Below are 19,883 nucleotides of genomic sequence, written 5' to 3' on the forward strand. Positions count from 1 at the left end.
CGGTTGCCGCTGTGATGCGAACACCGTGCTCGTGGCCCGGTCCGGCGGCACGATCATCGGGACCCTGACGCTCGTGCTGCTGCCCCTGCCGTCCGGGCTGCGGGGGCGCGTCGAGGACGTGGTCGTCGACGACGCGGCGCGGGGGCAGGGCATCGCGGGCCTGCTCATCGAGGAGGCCCTGTGCCTCGCCCGCCGGGCCGGGGCCCGTACCGTCGACCTCACCTCCCGGCCGGACCGCGCCGCGGCGAACCGGCTCTACGAGCGGCTCGGCTTCCAGGCCCGGGAGCCGACGGTCCACCGCTACACAGGGGACTGAGCCGCCGACGTCGACGCAGCCCGCAGCAGCCGCAGCTGGCCGATCTCGGTCACGTTCTTCATCAGCTCGGCGTTCACCCAGGCCACCATGTGCGCGACGGTGTACTGGGGGTCGCCCTGCGACGGGAACGAAGCCGTGGCGTCCAGATCGGTGTCGGTGAGGTTGTCCAGGATCGCCAGCCACTGAGTGCGCAGGTCGCGCAGCCACTCGATGGTGGGGGCGCCCTCGCCGGGCCACGCGATGTCGGTGCGGTCGCGGGGCGGCAGGCCCCGCACGTGGTCCAGGGTGACGCTCCACCACCAGCCGATGTGCCAGCTCACCCAGGCGATCGTGGGGACGGGCACCGGGTCGGGCTCGGTGTCGGCCCAGTCGGGTACCCACGTGCCGTCGGGCGCCCGGCGCATGGTCCAGCAGTGCGGCGCGGGCTCCCAGAGGAAGTCCTCGGGCTCAAGCCGCTCCAAGTGGTACTCGAACAACGACCAGGTCAACTCGAACTGCCAGCGCGGCAGTTCCGTACGGGAATCGCTCATCGGGCGACCCTACGCAACCGCCCTGGCGTCCCGGGCCAGTCCCGGCCAGTCGATGTCCCGCAACGCCCGCTCCGTGTCGCAGCCCGACGGCAGACGCGGGGCCGGCTGAAACCAGAGGACGGCCAGGCGCGAGCGGTACAGGACCGGGTCGTGGGCCGGGTCGAGGGCGGTGGAGTGGAACGTTCCGAGGCAGGCCACGGCGGGCAGGACCTCGACGGGACCGAGGCCGCCCGCGTACTGGTCGGGGCGCTCGCGCGGGGGCGGGACGAGGTGGACGGGCGTGCCGGGGTGGGACCGCTCGGCGGCGCGCAGCAGCTCGCGGATCCGCAGATCGTTGACCGGCTTGCAGGGATAGCCGCCCAGTGGGTCGCCGCAGGCCGAGAGCAGATCGCCGTACGTCGACGAGAACCGCAGTTCGGCGAGGTCCACCGAGCGGCCGGAGGCGAGAACGAGACGGGCGAGCGCCATGGCCGGCGGTCGGGCGGCGTGCTGGTGCATGGAGGTCTTTCGGTGCGGGTGGACGTGGCCGTGTTCATGGCCGGTGTCCTGTCAGTCGGGTGGCTGACGTGGTTGTCGCGTGGGTGGACGTGGCCTGGCGCTCGTGGTTGGTGTTCGTCGGTCGGGCGGTTGATGTGGTCGTCGTGCGGGTGGACGTGGCCGTGTTCATGGCCGGTGTCCTGTCAGCGGGGCGGCTGATGCGGTCGTCGCGAGGGTCGGCCAGGCCCTGCTCATGGCCGGTGTCTCGTCAGCGGCGCGGCTGATGCGTCGTCACCCGGGTCGACGACGTCCTGCTCACGGCCGGTGCCCCGTCATCCGGGCCGCTGACGCGATCGTCGTCCGGGCCTCACGCTCGGACAGGCCGGTGTGGAGGGCCGCTTCGACCAGGGGATCCACGAGTGCCGGGCCGATGCCGTCCTCGTACGCGCGGCAGGCCGCCCAGAACAGCCGGGTGTTGCGCTGCCCCTCGTGCGCGGCGAGGACGAACTGGACCAGGCCCTGGCCGTGCCCGCCGGCCGACGGGGGCGTGGGGTGGTGGACGCGCGGCGGCGGGAGCAGCAGCCGCAGCAGGGAGCGCGGGCAGGGCGCGGGCGCCAGGTGCGCGGTCCCGGGAGCCGCCGCGTACGCCCCCTGATCCGTGCGGGAGCCTGGGCCGACGAGGTAGCCGCCGGCGCCCCGGATGTCGATGCCGGGGGCGAGACGGCCCGCCGAGTTGGGGACCGCCACGTCGGGCGGGCCGCTCAGCCAGAGGTGACGCCCGCCGGACGGGGTCAGGACGACCACCGTCGGGGGGATGGTGAACAGATGCCGCAGGGCCAGCTCGCGCAGGGCCGCCGAGGAGTCCGTGCCGGTCTTCACGTCCAGGTCGACGCCGATGAGCTGGTGCGGGGGCAGGCCGCAGGCGATGCCGTAGCCGGTCGCCCAGGGCGCCGCGGCGAACAGTTCGCGGATGCGCGTCGGGTCGCTGGAGGCGTCGTACACGCCGTGTCCGAGCCGGCCGCACGCGCCGTGGCAGGGGGAGGGCGCGGGGCCGTCGCGGTGCGGGGAGCGCAGCGCCGGGAGCTTGGTGCGGGACAGAGGGATGACGGCCAGTCCGCGCTCGGCGGCTGACAGGGCGTGTGCGAGGGCCAGCGTCGTGGCCTGCCGGTCGGTGGTGGCCATGGCTCTAGTTTCGTACGTACGTTCGAAAAAGGAAAGAGGGGGCGGGTGCGACGCGCCGGGGCGGAGGCCTGCGCCCGAAAAGTGCCGGAACGCTTCACCCCTTGCGGCACCAGGGTCCGAACCATCCCTTCCACCCCGATCCGGTACTGAAGTGACGCAAAGGGGTTTATCGATATGTCATCACGCTTGAGTGCGAATAGAGGCTTCCGGTGTGGTTCGCCAGGGATTCGGTGGGCAACTCTGGTCTCGCGACGTCGAGCAACGGACCAGGGCGGTCGGCCAACTTCCCTGGAAACGGCAGTACTTCTCCACGCAGTCCTTGGTTCTGAAGTCTCTGAAGTCTCAGCAGTCCTTGGAGGGACAACAACATGGCAAGCATCCGTACCGCCCGCGTCATCGCCGCCGTCTCCGCCCTTCCGCTCGCGGCCGCCCTCTTCACCGGCATCGCGACGGCGGACAACGGTTCCTTCGCGGACAACGGATCGATCGCGTCCGTCACGGAGGCCGAGTCGGGTGTCCTCGGCAGCGGCGTCGGCGGTGACAACTTCGGCACCTCGTCCACCACGAACCAGCAGGCCGTCGGCGAGGGCGCCTCGAACCAGAGCAACACCGCGCAGGTCAACGGCTCCGCCTTCACGGCCGTCAACCAGGGCAACGACAACACCGCCGTCAGCTTCACCCCGCTGTGGTGGTGAGCTGAGCGGGCCGGTGTACCGGCATCGGCCCGCCGTTCGTGTGGGTGTGCGCTTCGTGGGGTGACAAGCGTCTGAGCGGCGGCACTTCGGTGTCGCCGCGCAGGCGTTTTCGCGTCCGTGGGGTGCGATGCCTCGACGCATGCCTTGACGTCGCCGCGTATCTGACGGACAGTCAGAAATCGTGAACGGTGAGCCGGAGGTCCACGAGGAGTCCGAGGCGTCGGAGCGATCCGAGGAGTTCGAGGCGCGCCTGAAGGCCTACGAGGGCCGCCCGGCCGCCGCCACCGGGGTCGGCCGGGACCCCGTCAACGAGCCGATGATCAGGCACTGGTGCGAGGCCATGGGCGACACCAGCCCCGCCTACACCGGACCGGACGCCATCGCTCCGCCCACCATGCTCCAGGCGTGGACCATGGCGGGCCTCTCCCGCAGCCCGGAACGCACGGCGGCCTACGACGAACTGCTGCGCCTGCTCGACGAGTCGGGCTACCACGCGGTCGTCGCCACCGACTGCGAGCAGGAGTATCTGCGCCCCCTGCGCCCCGGCGACGAGATCACCTTCGACTCGGTGATCGAGTCGGTCTCGGACCTGAAGACCACGAAGCTGGGGGCGGGGCACTTCGTCACGACCCGTACGGACGTCCGGGCCGGCGGCGCACTCGCCGGCACCCACCGCTTCCGCATCCTCAAGTACGCCCCCGCACGCCGGCCGAAGAAACAGGCGCCCGGGCCGCCCGAGGAACGCCGCCCCCGCCCGGTCGTCAACCGTGACAACGCCGGCTTCTGGGAGGGCGTGGCCCGCCACGCACTGCTCATCCAGCGCTGCACCGGCTGCGGCGACCTGCGTTTCCCCTGGCTGCCGGGCTGCAACAGCTGCGGCTCCCCGGAGTGGGACACCGTCGAGGCGAGCGGCGACGGCACGGTCTACTCGTACGTCGTCATGCACCACCCGCCCTTCCCGGCCTTCGAGCCTCCCTACGCGGTCGGGCTGATCGAGCTCGCGGAGGGCGTGCGGATCGTCAGCAACGTGGTGGGAGTGCCGTACGACAAGGTGCGGATCGGCATGCCGGTCCGGCTCGACTTCCGGCGCTACGACGAAGAGCTGGTGCTGCCCGTCTTCCAGGGGGTCGCGGAATGAACGTCGGCGACTCCCTCCCGCCCCTGGAGATCCCGGTCACCCGGACCCTGATCGTCGCCGGGGCGATCGCCTCCCGCGACTACCAGGACGTGCACCACGACCCGGACCTGGCCCGGGAGAAGGGCTCCCCCGACATCTTCATGAACATCCTGACGACCAACGGCCTGGTCGGCCGCTACATCACCGACCACTTCGGCCCCCGGGCCGTGCTGCGCCGCGTGGCCATCCGCCTCGGCGCGCCCAACCACCCCGGCGACACGATGGTGCTGACCGGCACGGTCGAGGAGGTCGACGGCGACACACTGACGGTCCGGGTCATCGGCGCGAACGCCATCGGCCAGCACGTCACCGGCACGGTGACGGTCACGATTCCGGCGGAAGCCGGGACGACGACGGCTCCCGGTGGACGGTCATGACCGACGACACGGTCTCCGCGGCCGTCGTGTGTCGTGTTTCCGCGTCCGCCGTGAGCCGAGGAGGCCCGGCAATGCCCCCAAGAAGCCCGGCAACGTCCCCAACAGGCCCGTCATGAGTCCCCGTCGGCATGACACCCTCGGCGGTCGGGCGGCCATCGTCGGGATCGGGGCCACCGAGTTCTCCAAGGACTCGGGCCGCAGTGAGCTGCGCCTGGCCGTCGAGGCAGTGCGGGCGGCCCTGGACGACGCCGGGCTGACCGCCGCCGACGTCGACGGGCTGGTCACGTTCACCATGGACACCAGCCCGGAGATCACCGTGGCCCAGGCGGCGGGCATCGGTGAGCTCTCCTTCTTCTCCCGGATCCACTACGGCGGCGGCGCGGCCTGCGCCACCGTCCAGCAGGCGGCCCTCGCGATCGCCGCGGGCGTGGCGGACGTGGTCGTCTGCTACCGGGCGTTCAACGAACGCTCGGGCCGCCGCTTCGGCTCCGGCGTCCGGCACCGAGAGCCGTCGGCCGAGGGCACCGCGCTCGGCTGGTCGCTGCCGTTCGGCCTGCTCACCCCGGCCTCCTGGGTGGCGATGGCGGCCCAGCGCTACCTCCACACGTACGGGCTGAAGCCGGAGGTGTTCGGGCACGTGGCCGTGACCGACCGCGCGTACGCGGCGACCAACCCGGCGGCGTACTTCCACAACCGGCCCATCACCCTGGCCGACCACGCCGCGTCCCGCTGGATCGTCGAGCCGCTGCGGCTGCTGGACTGCTGCCAGGAGACCGACGGCGGACAGGCCCTCGTCGTCACCTCCGTGGAGCGGGCCCGCGACCTGCCCCATCCGCCCGCCGTGATCGCGGCGGCCGCCCAGGGCGCGGGACGCGCGCAGGAGCAGATGACCAGCTTCTACCGCGACGACCTGACCGGCCTGCCCGAGACGGCGGTGGTGGCCCGGCAGCTGTGGCGGACCTCCGGACTCGCACCGGCCGACATCGACGTGGGGATCCTCTACGACCACTTCACGCCGTTCGTCCTGACGCAGCTGGAGGAGTTCGGCTTCTGCGGCCCCGGCGAGGCCCCCGACTTCGTGGCCGAGAAGCGCCTGCCGCTCAACACCCACGGGGGACAGTTGGGTGAGGCGTACCTGCACGGGATGAACGGGATCGCGGAGGCCGTCCGGCAGATCAGGGGCACGGCGGTGAACCGGATCCCCGGAGCGGAACGGGTCCTGGTGACGGCGGGGACGGGCGTGCCCACGTCGGGACTCGTACTCACCGCCGACCCGCAGGGGACAACCCGCAGTACCCCGGTCCCCCCGCTCCACCTGTAGGAGGTGCAGCAGGCCCTACCACTACAACCTGAGGGGGACTTCGCTTCGGGACCTGCGGCCGATCCGCCGGACCCGGCCCGCTCCTAGCGTTGAGCCATGACCACAATCGTCTGCACCAGCGCGTCGAAGGCCGCTGCACCAGCGGCGCAGACCCTTCCGTATCCGTCGTTCTCGTCGTACGTCAGGGCCCGCCAGCCGGTGCTGCTGCGTACCGCACGCTCGCTCACCGGCAACCCGAGCGACGCGGAGGACCTGTTGCAGACCGCGCTCACCAAGACGTACGTCGCCTGGGAGCGTATCGAGGACCACCGCGCCCTCGACGGCTATGTGCGCCGGGCGCTGCTGAACACGCGGACGTCGCAGTGGCGCAAGCGCAAGGTCGACGAGTTCGCCTGCGACGAGATGCCCGAGCCGGAGCCGGTGACCGGCAGCGACGACCCGGCCGAGCAGCAGGCGCTGCGCGACGCGATGTGGCGGGCGATCATGCGGCTGCCCGCCCGGCAGCGGGCGATGGTCGTCCTCAGGTACTACGAGGACCTGAGCGAGGTCCAGACGGCCGAGGTGCTCGGCGTCTCGGTGGGCACGGTGAAGTCGGCCGTCTCGCGTGCGCTGGGAAAGCTCCGCGAGGACGCTGAGCTGGGACTTGTCCGCCAGTGAGCCCCGCCTCGCCCGCCACTCGCAGGCCGCTCGCACGCCGCCTCGGCCACGTCTGAACCCCTCCCTCCGCTTGGCGTGATGTGATCGATCGCCCGGTCCTAGTGACATACCGCGCGGTATGTGCGCAGAATCAGCGCAACCCTTACCACCGCGTAGGCAATGTCGCCCCCGGGAGGACGCCGTGCTGAGCACGATGCAGGACGTACCGCTGCTGATCTCGAGGATCCTGACCCACGGGTCCACGATCCACGGGACATCGCAGGTGACCACCTGGACCGGTGAGGACGAGCCGCACCGCCGCTCCTTCGCGGAGATCGGCGCCCGCTCCGCCCAGCTGGCCCACGCGCTCCGGGATGACCTCGGCGTCGCCGGCGACGAGCGCGTCGCGACTCTGGCCTGGAACAACGCGGAGCATGTGGAGGCCTACTTCGCGATCCCGTCCATGGGCGCGGTCCTGCACACCCTGAACCTCCGCCTCCCGCCCGAGCAGCTGGCCTGGATCGTCAACCACGCCGCCGACCGCGTGATCATCGCCAACGGTTCGCTGCTCCCCCTGCTCGCCCCGCTGCTCCCGCACCTGAAGACGGTCGAGCACGTGGTCGTCACCGGCCCCGGTGACCGCTCCCTGCTCGCGGACGCCACCGCGCGGGTGCACGAGTACGAGGACCTGATCGCCGGGAAGCCGACGTCGTACGACTGGCCCGAGCTGGACGAACGCCAGGCCGCCGCCATGTGCTACACCTCCGGCACCACCGGCGACCCCAAGGGCGTGGTCTACAGCCACCGCTCCATCTATCTGCACTCCATGCAGGTCAACATGGCCCAGTCGATGGGCCTGACCGACGAGGACACCTCGCTCGTCGTCGTCCCCCAGTTCCATGTGAACGCCTGGGGTCTGCCGCACGCGACCTTCATGACCGGCGTGAACATGCTGATGCCGGACCGCTTCCTCCAGCCGGCCCCGCTCGCCGCGATGATCGAGAGCGAGAAGCCCAGCCACGCGGCCGCCGTCCCCACCATCTGGCAGGGCCTGCTCGCCGAGCTGACCGCGAACCCGCGTGACGTCTCCTCCCTCGGCCAGGTCACCATCGGCGGCGCGGCGTGTCCGCCGTCGCTCATGGAGGCCTTCGACAAGCTGGGCATGCGGGTCTGCCACGCCTGGGGCATGACGGAGACGTCCCCGCTCGGCACGATCGCCCGCCCGCCGGCCCGTGCGATCGGCACGGCGGAGGAGCTCGCCTACCGCCTCACCCAGGGCCGCTTCCCGGCCGGTGTCGAGGGCCGCCTGACCGGCCCCGGCGGCGAACGCCTCCCCTGGGACGGCGAGTCGGCCGGTGAGCTGGAGGTACGCGGCCCGTGGATCGCCGGTGCCTACTACAACGGCCCGGACGCCGACCCGCTCCGCCCCGCCGACAAGTTCAGCGAGGACGGCTGGCTCAAGACGGGCGACGTGGGGACCATCTCCCCCGACGGCTACCTCACCCTCACCGACCGGGCCAAGGACGTCATCAAGTCCGGCGGCGAGTGGATCTCGTCGGTGGAGCTGGAGAACGCGCTCATGGCCCACCCGGACGTCGCCGAGGCGGCCGTCGTCGCCGTCCCCGACGACAAGTGGGGCGAGCGCCCCCTGGCCACGGTCGTCCTCAAGGAGGGCTCCACCGCCACCTTCGAGACCCTGCGCGCCTTCCTCGCCGACGAGGGCCACATCGCCAAGTGGCAGCTCCCGGAGCGCTGGACGGTCATCGAGTCGGTCCCGAAGACGAGCGTCGGCAAGTTCGACAAGAAGGTACTGCGCAGGCAGTACGCGGAAGGCGACCTGGACATCACCCGGCTCGGCTGACCCCGCCGAACACCCCTGAGCCCCCTGGCCGCCGCCAGGGGGCTCACCCCTGCCCGGCGCTCCCCGCGTCCCACTCGTCCTCGAGCACGCCGAAGACCAGCGAGTCCCGCCAGCCGTCACGGATGAGCTGGGTGTGCCGCAGGCGCCCCTCCAGCGTCATGCCGAGCTTGGCCAGGATCCGAGCGGAGCCGAGATTCCGCGGGTCGCAGGTGGCATGCACGCGGTGGAGCCGCAGCTCGCCGAAGGCCTGCGCGAGCAGCAGCCGCCCGATCTCCGTCCCGATGCCCCGCCCCCAGACACGCGGATGCACGATGTAGGAGATCTCGCCCTGGCGCTGGGGTCCGCCGCGCACCCGCAGTTCCCCCATCCCCACGACCTCCCACCCGAGGCGAGCCACATAGGCGAACCGGCGCTGGGGCCTGTCCGACCAGGCGCCGACCGCGCCCGCCACGAACTCCCGCGTCTCGTCCGGCGCGTTCGGCCCCCACGGCTGATAGCGGCAGGCCTCGGCCAGACTCGCCCAGGTGTGGACGGCGGCCCAGTCCTCCGAAACGATCCTGCTGAGGGTCACGGCTTCCCGGTGCACAAGACCGATCATGTCCACCTCGGCGTACGGCTGTCCACGGCCCTTTCGCACCCGGGAGCCTCATCTGCCCGCCCGCCACCCCGCGTTCCCGCCCTGCGCCGTCACCTCACCGCCGCACCGCCGTCAGCCCCCACCCCAGCACCAGCCACACCCCCGCCACCGCGCACACCCCGCCCCAGCCGAAGTGGCTGAAGGCGGCCCCGCCGAGCGCCGAGGCGGCGGCGCCGCCCGCGAAGCCGGCGACCACGTAGGCGGTGTTGGCGGTGGCCGGGGTGGATGTGGAGGTCAGGGCGAGGGTCTGGTTGGCGACATGGGAGGCGACCAGCGCCGCGTGGATCGCGATCGCGGCGGCGAACAGCGCTGCCAGAGCGTGCCCGCCCAGCCAGAACAGCGGCACGGACACGGCCGCGAGCAGATACGCGGACCGCACGACACGCGCCGCGCCGAACCGGTCCACGAACCCGCCCGCCAGCGGAGCCACCGCACTCGCCGTCAGCCCGAAGAGCCCGAAGAGCCCGGCGGTCGCGGGGGACAGCCCGTACGCGGGTCCGGTCAGCAGCAGGGAGAGCGCGGTCCACAGCGCACTCCACGCACCGAACATCCCGGCCTGCCGCAGGCACGCCCGCCACAGGTCGGGCGAGTGCCGCAGCACCGAGGGCAGCGCGGCGATTCCGGCGAACAGCGGGCCTTCCCGGCGCCGCCGCGACGGCAGGACGAGCGCGGTCGCGAGCCCCAGGACGAGGGTGAGCAGGGCCGCGCCCGCGAACACCCAGCGCCAGCCGAAGGCCTGCCCGGCCAGTCCGCCCAGGACCCGGGCCCCGACGATGCCGGTGAACAGGCCCGCGATGACGGCCGCGACATGACGGGCACGCCGGTCGGCGGGGGCGCGTTCGGCGACCAGCGGGACGAGCAGCTGGGGGATGACGGTCGTGGCCGAGGCGACGAACATGGCGACCGCGAGGGCGGTGGCGCCCGGGGCGGCCGCACTGGCACCCAGCGCGACGGTCGTGACGAGCGTGAGCCCGGCGACCAGCCGGCGCCGGTTCGCGCTGTCGCCGAGCGGGGCGAAGAACAGCAGGCCGACCGCGTAGCCGAGCTGGGCGACCGAGGCGATCCAGGCGACGGCCGAGGGGGCCGAGCCGAAGTCGTCGGCCATGAGCGAGAGCAGCGGTGCGGCGAGGTAGATGTTGGCGGCGGTCACCGCGCTGCACACGGCGATCAGGGTGAGGAAGAGGCCGGGGGCGGGCGTACGCGCCTGCCGAGGAGGGGCCTGGCCGGCCCGGCGGGACGTGGTCGTGGTCGCTGACGGCATTGAGGGGGACTCCTTGGAGTCGGCTCTAGCAACTAACTGGTTGGTTGGATAACGGGGCAACAGTGTGAGCCGCCCGTGGATTCCCTGTCAACCAAACAGTTGGTTACTCGGCGCGCTACCCTCTCCCCCATGGCACCAAGGGACCCCGAGGCCACCAAGGCCCGGATCTTCGAGGCGGCGGTCGCCGAGTTCGCCCGGCACGGCATCGCCGGCGCCCGCATCGACCGCATCGCCGCCGAGGCGAAGGCCAACAAGCAGCTGATCTACGCCTACTTCGGCAACAAGGCGGAGCTGTTCGCGATCGTCCTCGAGAAGAAGATGCTCCACCTCGCCGAGGACGTCCCCGTCGTCCCGGACGACATCGAGAGCTGGGTCGACCGCGTCATGGACTACCACGCCGCCCACCCGGAGCTGCTGCGCCTGCTCTTCTGGGAGGGCCTGGAGTACGGCAGCGCCGAACTGCCTCACGAGTCCGACCGCCAGGAGCACTACGCCCGCAAGGTCGCCGCCCTCCAGGACGGCCAGGACCGGGGCGTCATCACCGACGCCGTCCCCGCGGCCGACCTGCTGTTCCTGCTGACCGCCCTGGCCAACTGGAGCGCCGTCGTCCCGCAGATGCGGCGCATCCTGGTCGGCGACGGCGAGGACGCCCGGGACCGCCTGCGCACGTCGGTCAAGGAGGCGGCACGCAGGCTGACGGCCCGGTAGGACCGGCTCGCCGACCGCCGACCGCCGACCGCCGACCGCCGACTGCCGACCGCCGACCGCCGACCGCCGACCGCCGACCGCCGGCTCAGCCGGTCCCGAACCAGGTCAGTCGGCCCCGAACCGACTCAGTTGGTCCCGATCCTGCTCAGCAGCTCGACGATCCGGGTCTGCACGTCGCCGCTGGTGGAGCGTTCCGCGAGGAACAGCACCGTCTCCCCGGACGCCAGCCGCGGCAGGTCGGCCTGGTCGACGGCGGCGGTGTAGACGACGAGCGGGGTGCGGTTCAGCTGCCCGTTCGCACGCAGCCAGTCGATGATCCCGGCGAACCCGGCCTGCCGCCCGTGCACCTGCATCAGGTCCATCACGACCAGGTTCGGCCGGAAGTCGCTCGCCAGCGTCACCGCGTCCGCGTCGCTCGCGGCCCGCGCGACCTGCATCCCGCGCCGCTCCAGCGTCGCCGTCAGCGCCAGCGCGATCTCCGCGTGCTCCTCGATCAGCAGCACCCGCGGCGGGTGCTGCTCACTGTCGCGCGGCGCCAGCGCCTTCAGCAGCACGGCCGGATCGGCACCGTAGGCAGCGTCCCGCGAGGCCTGTCCGAGCCCGGCGGTCACGAGTACGGGCACCTCGGCGGCCACGGCGGCCTGGCGCAGCGACTGCAACGCCGTACGGGTGATCGGCCCGGTCAGCGGGTCGACGAACAGCGCGGCGGGGAACGCCGCGATCTGCGCGTTGACCTCCTCGCGCGAGTTCACGATCACCGGCCGGTAGCCGCGGTCGCTCAGCGCCTGCTGGGTGCTGACGTCCGGCGCGGGCCACACCAGCAGCCGCCGCGGGTTGTCCAGCGGCTCCGGCGGCAGCTCGTCGTCCATCGGCTGCGGACGCGGCGGATCGGCCACCTCGACGGCACCCCCGGGCCCGTCCAGCGGCTCGGGCCCCTCGGCGGCGTTCTCGTCGGGTGCGCCTATGGCGTACGACCGCCCGCCGCCCTCGGTCAGCTGCGCGAGCCGGGACTGACCGGCGAGGGACGGCTGCGCCGGGGCGGGCGCGGACGCCGGGGCGGGCACCTGGGCGGCGACCGGCGGGGGCGTCGGCTCGGTCGTCGGATGCGGGCGAGCCGCCTGCTCCGGACGCGCCGCCTGCTCGGGGCGCTGACCCTGCTCAGGACGGGACGCCGGTTCCGTACGCGTGGCCTGATCGCTGCGCGTGGCCGGGTCGGGCGGGGTGCCGAGCTTGCGGCGCCGACCCGATCCGCCCGGCTGGTGCGGGGGAGGCGTCGCCGTCGGCAGGGGGACGGACAGGGACGGCGGCTGCTGGACCTGGGCCGCCTGCCGGTTGAACGGCACGCCCTGTCCCAGCGTCCGCACGCTGATCGCCCGCCCCTGCGTCGAGTTCGGATCGACGGGCGCCGAGGCCTCCGCGGGCAACGGCTGGGCCGCCCGCTGCGCCTGCGCCGCGCCCTCCGGGGGCAACGGGGCGCCCGGAGCCGGAGTGTTCGGGGCCGGGGTCTTCGGCTGCGGCGCCTGAGGGGCCGTGCCGTTCGGGGGCAGGGCGAAACCGGCCCCCGTGCTGTCGTCGTCGGCGGCGGGCCAGGGCTGGGGTGCGGGGATGCCGCCCTGAGCCGGAGCGCCCTGGGCGGGAGCGCCCTGAGCCGGAGCCCCTTGAGCCGGAGCCCCTTGAGCCGGAGCCCCCTGGGCGGGAGTGCCCTGAGCCGGGATGCCTTGGGCCGGTGTTCCCTGCCCCGGGGCCGCCTCGGCAGGGAGCGGCTGCCCGGCGGAGGACTGCTGCGCCGGTGGGGTGACGCCCTGCTGCGGCAGGGGCTGCGCACCCTGGGCCGGAGGCTGCAGCGCCTGCCCCGGGAGGGCCGCCCGCACACTGTGCCCGAGCCCGCCCTGCACGGGTACGGACACGCCCTGCGGGGCGCTTCCTTGGGCGGCCGCGTTCCCCTGGGGCCGAACGGCGTCGCCCTGCGGCGGCACGGTCGCACCCGGCGCGACCTGGGCGGCGGCCACCCCGACCTGGACGGGCGCGCCCAGCCCCGGCGGAACCTGACCCGCGGCGTCCTGCTGCGCGGGAACCCCTTGCCCGGGCCCCGCAGGCACGGAACCGGGCGGTACGGCAGCAGCCGGTTCGGCGCCGGCCGGTACGGCACCTGCCGGCGCGGCACCCGCCGCACCGGGCGCCTGCACCGCACCGGGCGCCTGCACCGCGGCGGCCGCCTCGCCCTGCTGCGGTACCACGGCCCGCCGGCGACGGCCCGTCGGCGCACTCGTGGGATGCGGCTGCGGCGGAGTGTGATCGGCGGACTGGTCGTGGGGTACGGCGTCGTGCCGCCCCTCCTCGGCCACGGCGTCACCGGAGGCGGCCGCCGCGGCAACCGCCACGGCCTCCTGCCCCTGGTCGGTCTGTCCGGCCGGAACGCCCTGCGCGGGGACGGACACGCCTTGGTGGACCGGTTCGTCCGGGGTCGTCTGATCGGCCTCGGCCGGCGGCAGGGCGAACACCGGACGCGGCCCGGAGGCCTGCTGCGCGGCCGCCCGCTCGTTGGCGGCGGCCAGCGCACGCCGTCGGCGCCCGGTCGGCTGCTGGGCCTGTCCCTGCGCCTCGTCGGCCGAACCGGAGCCGGCGTCACCGGACGGCGCGGGCAGCGCCGGCGGCAGCGCGCGCTGCTCCCCGGGTTCACGCCGGGCCCGCCGCCCGGAGGCCTCGGGCACACCCTGCGGCGGAACGGTCCCGCCCAGCCCCGTGTTCGAGGCGGCGGTCCCGGCCGCATGCTCGGCGGCCGTGACGACGGCCCCCTCGGCGACACCCTGGACGGCGCTCCCGACGGCCTCGATGGCGAGGGCCTCCGAGACGGCGCCCTCGGCCGGACGCCCGCGCCGCCGCCCGGTACCGCCCGACCCGGCGCCCTCACCGGAAGCCTGCGCCGGAAGAGCGGCCGGTTCCCCGGCACCTCGCCTCCGGCGCCGCCCAGTAGCCCCACCGGAAGCACCGGAACCATCGGCCTCGTCGCCCTCGGCCGGAACGTCTCCGTCCAGGAAGGCATCGGTGGTGGCACGGCGCGCCCGGCGCCGCCCCCCACCGGAGGTCTGCTCACTCAAGGCCTCGGGAACGCCCTCGTCCACCGCCTCGGCGGCGGCATCCGCGGCAACGGCCCCGGCCCCGCCCCCGATCGGCACCTCGAGGACGTACGCGCTCCCGCTCATCCCCGGCACGTCATGCGTCTGCAGCACGCCGCCGTGCGCCCGGACGATGCCCCGCACGATCGGCTCGTGCACGGTGTCGCCCCCGGCGTACGGCCCGCGCACCTCGATGCGTACGACCTCGCCGCGCTGCGCCGCCGCCACCACGACGGTGTTGTCCAGATAACCGCCCGCCGACAGGGGCGTGTTGCCGGTCGCGTCGACCCCGGCCACGTCCGCGACCAGATGCGCGAGGGCGGTGGCGAGCAGCCGGGGATCGACCTCGGCCTCGATGGGCGGCGCGTGCACGGCGAACTGCACCCGCCCGGGCCCGATGAGCTCGACGGCCCCGTCGACCCCGGCGGCGACGACGGCGTCCAGCATCACCTTCGTACGGGCGATGTTCTCGCTGCCCGTGTCGAGCCGCTGGTAGCCGAGGACGTTGTCGATGAGCGTCGTGATCCGCGAATAGCCGGCGGACAGGTGGTGCAGCACCTGGTTGGCCTCGGGCCACAGCTGCCCGGCGTCGTCGGAGGCCAGCGCGGCCAGCTCGCGGCGCAGCTCTTCCAGCGGCCCGCGCAGCGACCGCCCGAGCAGGGTCAGCAACTGCTCGTGCCGGGCGGCGAGCGCCTCGAACCGGTCCTTCTCCCGCTCCCCGAGCGCGGCGTAGCGATCCTCGTTCGCGCCGAGTTCCTCGGCGTGCCGCTCGGCCAGCTCCTCCAGCTCGGTGATGTGCCGCTGGCGCAGCGCGGTCAGCTCGGAGGCGTGCTCCTCGGCGACCTTCTCCAGCTCTTCCTCATGCCGCTTCTCGGCCGCGTCCTTCTCCTCGACGACCGTGTCGTACGGCCGCCGGTCGGTGAAGGTCATCACGGCGCCGACGAGCTGGTCGCCGTCGCGCACGGGTGCGGTCGTCAGATCGACGGGCACCTTGCCGCCGTCCTTGGCGTACAGGACCTGGCCGCGCACCCGGTGCTTGCGCCCGGAGCGCAGGGTGTCGGCGAGCGGCGACTCCTCGTACGGGAAGTCCGACCCGTCGGCACGCGAGTGCAGCACGAGTTCGTGCAGTTCCCGCCCGCCGAGATCGCTGGCCCGGAAGCCCAGGATCTGGGCGGCGGCCGGATTGACGAGCACGATCCGCCCGTCGGTGTCGGTCCCGACGACGCCCTCGGAGGCGGCCCGCAGAATCATCTCGGTCTGCCGCTGCGACCGCGCGAGCTCCGCCTCGGTGTCCACGGTCCCGGACAGATCGCGTACGACGAGCATGAGCAGCTCGTCGCCGGTGTAGCCGTAACCGTCGTAGGCCTGCTGCCCGTTCTCCAGATTCGCACTGGTGACCTCGACGGGGAACTCGGTCCCGTCCGTCCTGCGCGCGATCATCCGGTGCGGCTTGGTCCGGCCCTGCGGATCGAGGTGCTCCGGCCGTCGCATGGAGCCGGGGATGAGCTTGGAGTCGAACTGCGGCAGCAGATCGAGCAGCCCGCGCCCCACCAGAGCGGTGCCCGGAGTCTCGAAGGCCTCCAGGGCGATGGTGTTGGCGTTGACGACCGTCCCGTTGGCATTGACCAGCACCAACGCGTCGGGGAGCGCATCCAGTATGGCTGCGAGGCGAGCAGCGCCTCGGGATGGCCTGCTGCTCACGAGACGCTTCCTCCCTGTTACCGCACCTTGCCGACCGCTCGGGCCATCTTGCCAACCGTCCCGCAGCGTGTCACGCGAGGGAGTCTAAGGGCTGCGGTTGCGCTCGCGACGCCGGATGAGAGCGAGGTCGCACGAGCAAGTGACCCCGAACTGACGACCGAGTAACCGCCAAACGCCCGCCCTCCTGCGACGACGTCGCGGGACCTTCGCGGGACCTTTACGACGAAGGTGGTTCTGTACCTTTTGGCCGGGCCGGCGAGAAGGAGGGCGGGGAGGGGCGAAAACCGGACGAGGTACGGAGGGACGAAACGGGGCGGGGGCGGGGCGGGGGTGTGGGTCTGTATGGGCCGGCGCCGGAGTCGATGAGGGGGACGCGACGCGCCTCAGGCGCCCTGCCCGGCCCTCATGTCCGGCAGGAGCGGCACGAGCCGGTCCCAGCGGGAGATCTGGCAGCCGTCGCGGCGGTCGTACGTGGCGTCGACGGGGCGCCCGGCCCAGGTGCCGGTGACGCGCGCGGTGGCGGGCCCGCCGTACTGCATGGTGCAGAAGCCACCCTTGGGGGCGGGAGCGAAGGTTTCCTGACCCCACCGCGTGTCCCGCTCCAGGGCGGCACAGGCGCCGCTCGGGTCGGGGTGGCTGCCGCCGGCGGGTCCGCAGTACAGCTCGAAGGTCCCGTCGGCCCCGTTGCCCGCGTTCCGCACGGTGACGGTGAGGTGATCCCGCTCCTTGTTCTTGTTGTTCTTGCTCTTGACCTCGCCGAGCCCGGCCTGGCCGTACGCGGCCGGCGACACCGCGGCCAGTGCCCCGAGGGCGGCGACGGAGGCGGCGGCACCGAGGGCGAGGCGCCGCAGACCGGTGCGGGGGGTGGTCCGGGGCGCGGTTCGGGCGGTGGCCCGGGAAATGGCAGTCGACATGTCCTGACTAACGCGGCGTGCCCCGGGACGTTGCGCGACAGCCCGAGAAGCCTTTTGCCCTGCGACCTTCCTGCCTAGTACCGTGGGGGGCGATTGGTGACGCGGCGCTCGACTGTGTCATCATCGGCAAGCACCGACTCGCGCTCGCGCGGGAGGATGTGCGTGGAGGCGTCGCCTAGTCCGGTCTATGGCGCCGCACTGCTAATGCGGTTTGGGTCTTAAAGCCCATCGAGGGTTCAAATCCCTCCGCCTCCGCACCTGATCACGAAGCCCCGGTCACCCGACCGGGGCTTCGCTGTCATACCGGCCGGAACAGCCGTTTCCCCAGCTCACAAGGGGTACGGCAAACGGATTTCACATGGCGGCGGCAGTCATGTAATGTTCTTCCTGTCGCCGCGAGCGAGCCGGAAGGCCCGAGAGCGGCGATAAAACAGAACAAGCACTCGTAGCTTAACGGATAGAGCATCTGACTACGGATCAGAAGGTTGCAGGTTCGAATCCTGCCGAGTGCACAGCAGACCAGAGGCCCTGTGGAGAGATCCACAGGGCCTCTGGCTTTTGTCTTGACGGCAGCCGGGCGCGCTAGCGGCTTCAAACTGACGATATTTACCGGACTCGCGGCTCACCGTGGGCCGCCGCTGGACGTTTCCGGTCCACCCGCGGTCCGTCCATCGCTCAGGAGGCAGCAAGCTCTGATCTTGCTCAAGGCGCTTCACGATCCCCTCACGAAGGTCATACGTTCTATTTCGACCACCGAGGCGCAAGACGCCTCGGACAAGTGAACATGGAACACGGGGAATCTCGTATGACCACCAGTACCAGGCCGCGGAGCGTAATCCAGCGCACCAGCGCCATGATCGTTGCAGTGGTGACCGCCGGTGCTCTGTTCGCCACCGCCACAGGTGCCCATGCTGCGGAGCCGGTATCGCAGACCAGCGTCAACGCCACTCTGGCCGCAGACGACTCGGACTTCACGCCCGAGGAGCAGGAGCAGGGTGCTGTGCTCGCGCAGAGCGTGGCTGAACTCGGAGTGACCGAGGAGCAGTTCGCCGCCGCGCTGGACGTCGCCTTGACCCGCCCTGCCCCGGACGCAGACGCCTTCCGTACGCGTCTGGCCGCACTGCCCGCGAAGCCGACCGCCGAGAAGTTGGTGCAGGCCGCGTACCCCGGCGATGCCGAGGCCCAGGCCGCGCTGCTGCCCGTCTTCGCCAACGCCGAGGTGCGCGAATCCGCCCTCGCCCAGCTCACCGGCGGCAAGGGGAGCCAAATGGGGAGCCGCATGGTCACCACCTTTGGGTGGTGGGACAAGACGAAGTTCGCCGTCAAGTGCGGTGCCGCCGTCGCGGCCGTTCTGATCAGCTTCGCGCCGGCAGGCTCCAGCATCAAGGTCGCCCGTGCTGTTGCGCTGTTCAAGAGGTACGGGGCGAAGAAGACCGCGAACATCATCTGGCGCTTCGTGAACGGCAAGCACGTCGGTTCCAAGGAGCGTGAGGCGGTCAAGGCGTTCATCGGTATCTCCGCCATCTCCCAGGCATGCAGCAAGTGAGGTGATGTCATGACGATCGAACGAGTCGCGGTGATCGCACTTGTTGTCGAGGTGGCGATCATGGCGCTGGCGCGGTTCGGCACCGAGCGCCGTCACTGGAACCACCACAAGCGGCGCGGTCCCGCTCCGTTGAAGAGGGACGACCTCACGCTCGTGTCGGGGGTCCTATACGCCCTCGCCGCCGCGGCGATGCTGGTCGGTGCGGTGACAGCGCGCATCGAGTGGACTCTGTCCGCCGTCGGCACGTTCGCGCTGTTCGGCATCCTGCTGCCGGCGTTCGCCGCCAACTCCGTCATGGTGATGGCGACGCGAGGCCGCCCCGAAGCGGTCACCTGGTGGCAGCGCGGCATCGCCTGTGCGGTCGCCGCGGGTGGTGGCCTGGTGTCGGTCGGCCTCGTCGGCTGACCTAGCCGGATCGCCGCTCGAGCGGCCTGCCGATCCAACGGATCAGAGGCTCGCAGGGGGGAATCCTGCCGAGTGCGCGTAGACCAGAGGCCCCGGAGTGATCCGGGGCCTCTGGCGTTTCGGTGGCGGGTTGCGTGGTGAAAGGGGACGCTGGAGCCAGGGGCTACGTGAGGGAGAGGCACCCCATGGCCCAGACCAGCCCAGACCACAAGGCGCGGACGCCGTTCCTTTCCCGCCCGGGCGTCCGTCGCTTCATCCCGTTCGTTCTGATCACCGCGGTCGCTCTGGTCTTCATCTTCGAGAACCGCACGAGTGTCGAGATCCGCCTTCTCATCCCGATGGTGACCATGCCGCTGTGGGGCGCCCTCCTGATCGCCTGGGCTCTCGGCATCATCGCCTCCCTCTTCACCGTGCGCCGGCGGTCGAACCGGCACTCACGGAAGTCGGGATAGCTCGCGGTCAGCGAGTCGCCTCGTCCAGGAGCAGGTGCAGCAGGCCCACGAGCGACCCGCTGCTCACGATCTCGCGGCGGTCGATCATGCCGCGGATCTCTGTGAGGGGGATCCACTCGATGCGGTCGGACTCGTTCTTCTCCGTGGGCGGGCCGACGTACGTCGCGTCGTCGGCGCGGAAGACGTGGTGCTGTGAGTCGGTGATGCCGTTGGCCGGCTCGGCGTAGATGAGGGGCTTGACGCGGCCCGGGCGCCAGCCTGTTTCCTCCAGGACCTCGCGGGCGGCGGCCTCCTCGGGGGTCTCGCCGTCCTCGACGAGGCCCATGGGGAGTTCCCAGGCCCAGGTGCCGGTGACGAAGCGGTGCCGCCACATCATGAGGACCTCGCGCCGGTCATTGAGCACGGCGGCCACGGCCAGGTGGCGGAGGCGGACGATCGAGTACTCGCACCGGCTGCCGTCGGGCCGCTGGACATCGGCCAGGCAGAGGTTCACCCACTGGTTGGTGTAGACCTGCCGCTCGCCGTGGGTTTTCCATTCCATGGCTCTGCCCCTCTCGCCCCGGTCGTCAGG

18 protein-coding genes, 2 tRNA genes and 1 pseudogene are annotated in these 19,883 nt (G+C 72.2%); 13 read left to right on the plus strand and 8 right to left on the minus strand.

What is annotated here, in order from left to right:
- Positions 1–10: 10 nt before the first annotated feature.
- Positions 11–316 (plus strand): annotated as a pseudogene (locus ACFT4A_RS27745) (GNAT family N-acetyltransferase); the annotation flags it as partial.
- On the opposite strand, the gene ACFT4A_RS27750 reads toward ACFT4A_RS27745, so the two are convergent.
- The 3 genes from ACFT4A_RS27750 to ACFT4A_RS27760 form a co-directional block, all read right to left on the minus strand.
- A complete protein-coding gene (locus ACFT4A_RS27750; protein ID WP_382834946.1) occupies positions 301–846 on the minus strand; it encodes a DinB family protein in 546 nt (181 codons plus the stop codon). The pseudogene ACFT4A_RS27745 and the gene ACFT4A_RS27750 overlap by 16 nt on opposite strands.
- 9 nt (positions 847–855) lie before the next feature.
- Positions 856–1,344: a hypothetical protein gene (locus tag ACFT4A_RS27755; protein WP_382834948.1), complete on the minus strand. Its 489-nt coding sequence runs from the start codon at positions 1,342–1,344 to the stop codon at positions 856–858.
- Between the two features lie 294 nt (positions 1,345–1,638).
- Positions 1,639–2,505, minus strand: coding sequence for a bifunctional DNA primase/polymerase (locus tag ACFT4A_RS27760; protein WP_382834951.1), 867 nt, complete (start codon positions 2,503–2,505; stop codon positions 1,639–1,641).
- A 368-nt stretch (positions 2,506–2,873) separates the two neighbouring features.
- Here ACFT4A_RS27760 and ACFT4A_RS27765 point away from each other — a divergent pair, with 368 nt between their 5' ends.
- The 6 genes from ACFT4A_RS27765 (at position 2,874) to ACFT4A_RS27790 (ending at position 8,572) form a co-directional block, all read left to right on the plus strand.
- Entirely contained in the window at positions 2,874–3,200 is a 327-nt protein-coding gene (locus ACFT4A_RS27765; RefSeq protein ID WP_376389351.1) for a hypothetical protein, read from the plus strand.
- Between the two features lie 181 nt (positions 3,201–3,381).
- Entirely contained in the window at positions 3,382–4,338 is a 957-nt protein-coding gene (locus ACFT4A_RS27770; RefSeq protein ID WP_382834954.1) for a bifunctional MaoC family dehydratase N-terminal/OB-fold nucleic acid binding domain-containing protein, read from the plus strand.
- Entirely contained in the window at positions 4,335–4,754 is a 420-nt protein-coding gene (locus ACFT4A_RS27775) for a MaoC family dehydratase (RefSeq protein WP_382834957.1), read from the plus strand. The genes ACFT4A_RS27770 and ACFT4A_RS27775 overlap by 4 nt, the downstream gene beginning before the upstream one ends.
- A gap of 112 nt (positions 4,755–4,866) precedes the next feature.
- Positions 4,867–6,075 carry a lipid-transfer protein gene (locus tag ACFT4A_RS27780; protein WP_382834960.1) on the plus strand — a complete coding sequence of 403 codons (1,209 nt, stop codon included), beginning with the start codon at positions 4,867–4,869 and terminating at the stop codon, positions 6,073–6,075.
- Positions 6,076–6,171: 96 nt separating this feature from the next.
- A complete protein-coding gene (locus ACFT4A_RS27785; protein ID WP_382834963.1) occupies positions 6,172–6,732 on the plus strand; it encodes a SigE family RNA polymerase sigma factor in 561 nt (186 codons plus the stop codon).
- Between the two features lie 193 nt (positions 6,733–6,925).
- Positions 6,926–8,572 (plus strand): long-chain fatty acid--CoA ligase, encoded by a 1,647-nt coding sequence (locus ACFT4A_RS27790; protein WP_382835019.1) that lies wholly within the window; start codon positions 6,926–6,928, stop codon positions 8,570–8,572.
- 43 nt (positions 8,573–8,615) lie between these two features.
- On the opposite strand, the gene ACFT4A_RS27795 is transcribed toward ACFT4A_RS27790, so the two are convergent.
- On the minus strand, positions 8,616–9,209 hold the full coding sequence (locus ACFT4A_RS27795) for a GNAT family N-acetyltransferase (protein WP_382834966.1): 594 nt from the start codon (positions 9,207–9,209) through the stop codon (positions 8,616–8,618).
- A gap of 55 nt (positions 9,210–9,264) precedes the next feature.
- Complete coding sequence (locus ACFT4A_RS27800) at positions 9,265–10,470, minus strand: MFS transporter (RefSeq protein WP_382834970.1); 1,206 nt, start codon at positions 10,468–10,470, stop codon at positions 9,265–9,267.
- 129 nt (positions 10,471–10,599) lie between these two features.
- Between ACFT4A_RS27800 and ACFT4A_RS27805 the strand changes: the two genes are divergently transcribed.
- Complete coding sequence (locus tag ACFT4A_RS27805) at positions 10,600–11,178, plus strand: TetR family transcriptional regulator (RefSeq protein WP_382834973.1); 579 nt, start codon at positions 10,600–10,602, stop codon at positions 11,176–11,178.
- 125 nt (positions 11,179–11,303) lie between these two features.
- Here the strand turns inward: ACFT4A_RS27805 and ACFT4A_RS27810 are convergent, their stop codons facing one another.
- Both ACFT4A_RS27810 and ACFT4A_RS27815 read right to left on the minus strand, forming a co-directional pair.
- Positions 11,304–15,995, minus strand: coding sequence for a PAS domain-containing protein (locus ACFT4A_RS27810; protein ID WP_382834976.1), 4,692 nt, complete (start codon positions 15,993–15,995; stop codon positions 11,304–11,306).
- Between the two features lie 383 nt (positions 15,996–16,378).
- The gene (locus ACFT4A_RS27815) at positions 16,379–16,909 is read right to left on the minus strand and encodes an SSI family serine proteinase inhibitor (RefSeq protein ID WP_382834979.1); all 531 of its coding nucleotides are present in this window, start codon (positions 16,907–16,909) and stop codon (positions 16,379–16,381) included.
- Between the two features lie 164 nt (positions 16,910–17,073).
- Here ACFT4A_RS27815 and ACFT4A_RS27820 point away from each other — a divergent pair.
- The 5 genes from ACFT4A_RS27820 (at position 17,074) to ACFT4A_RS27840 (ending at position 19,312) form a co-directional block, all read left to right on the plus strand.
- Positions 17,074–17,164: transfer RNA gene (locus tag ACFT4A_RS27820), tRNA-Ser, on the plus strand.
- Positions 17,165–17,348: 184 nt separating this feature from the next.
- A tRNA-Arg gene (locus ACFT4A_RS27825) sits at positions 17,349–17,421 on the plus strand.
- A 293-nt stretch (positions 17,422–17,714) separates the two neighbouring features.
- A complete protein-coding gene (locus tag ACFT4A_RS27830; RefSeq protein WP_382834982.1) occupies positions 17,715–18,455 on the plus strand; it encodes a hypothetical protein in 741 nt (246 codons plus the stop codon).
- Positions 18,456–18,464: 9 nt separating this feature from the next.
- Positions 18,465–18,860, plus strand: a complete 396-nt coding sequence (locus ACFT4A_RS27835; protein WP_382834985.1) for a hypothetical protein — start codon at positions 18,465–18,467, stop codon at positions 18,858–18,860.
- A gap of 185 nt (positions 18,861–19,045) precedes the next feature.
- Complete coding sequence (locus tag ACFT4A_RS27840; RefSeq protein ID WP_382834987.1) at positions 19,046–19,312, plus strand: hypothetical protein; 267 nt, start codon at positions 19,046–19,048, stop codon at positions 19,310–19,312.
- Between the two features lie 7 nt (positions 19,313–19,319).
- Here the strand turns inward: ACFT4A_RS27840 and ACFT4A_RS27845 are convergent, their stop codons facing one another.
- Positions 19,320–19,853: an NUDIX hydrolase gene (locus ACFT4A_RS27845; protein ID WP_382834990.1), complete on the minus strand. Its 534-nt coding sequence runs from the start codon at positions 19,851–19,853 to the stop codon at positions 19,320–19,322.
- Positions 19,854–19,883: the final 30 nt, after the last annotated feature.

The sequence above is a fragment of the Streptomyces sp. NPDC057099 genome, from assembly GCF_042671245.1.
GTDB lineage: Bacteria > Actinomycetota > Actinomycetes > Streptomycetales > Streptomycetaceae > Streptomyces > Streptomyces purpurascens.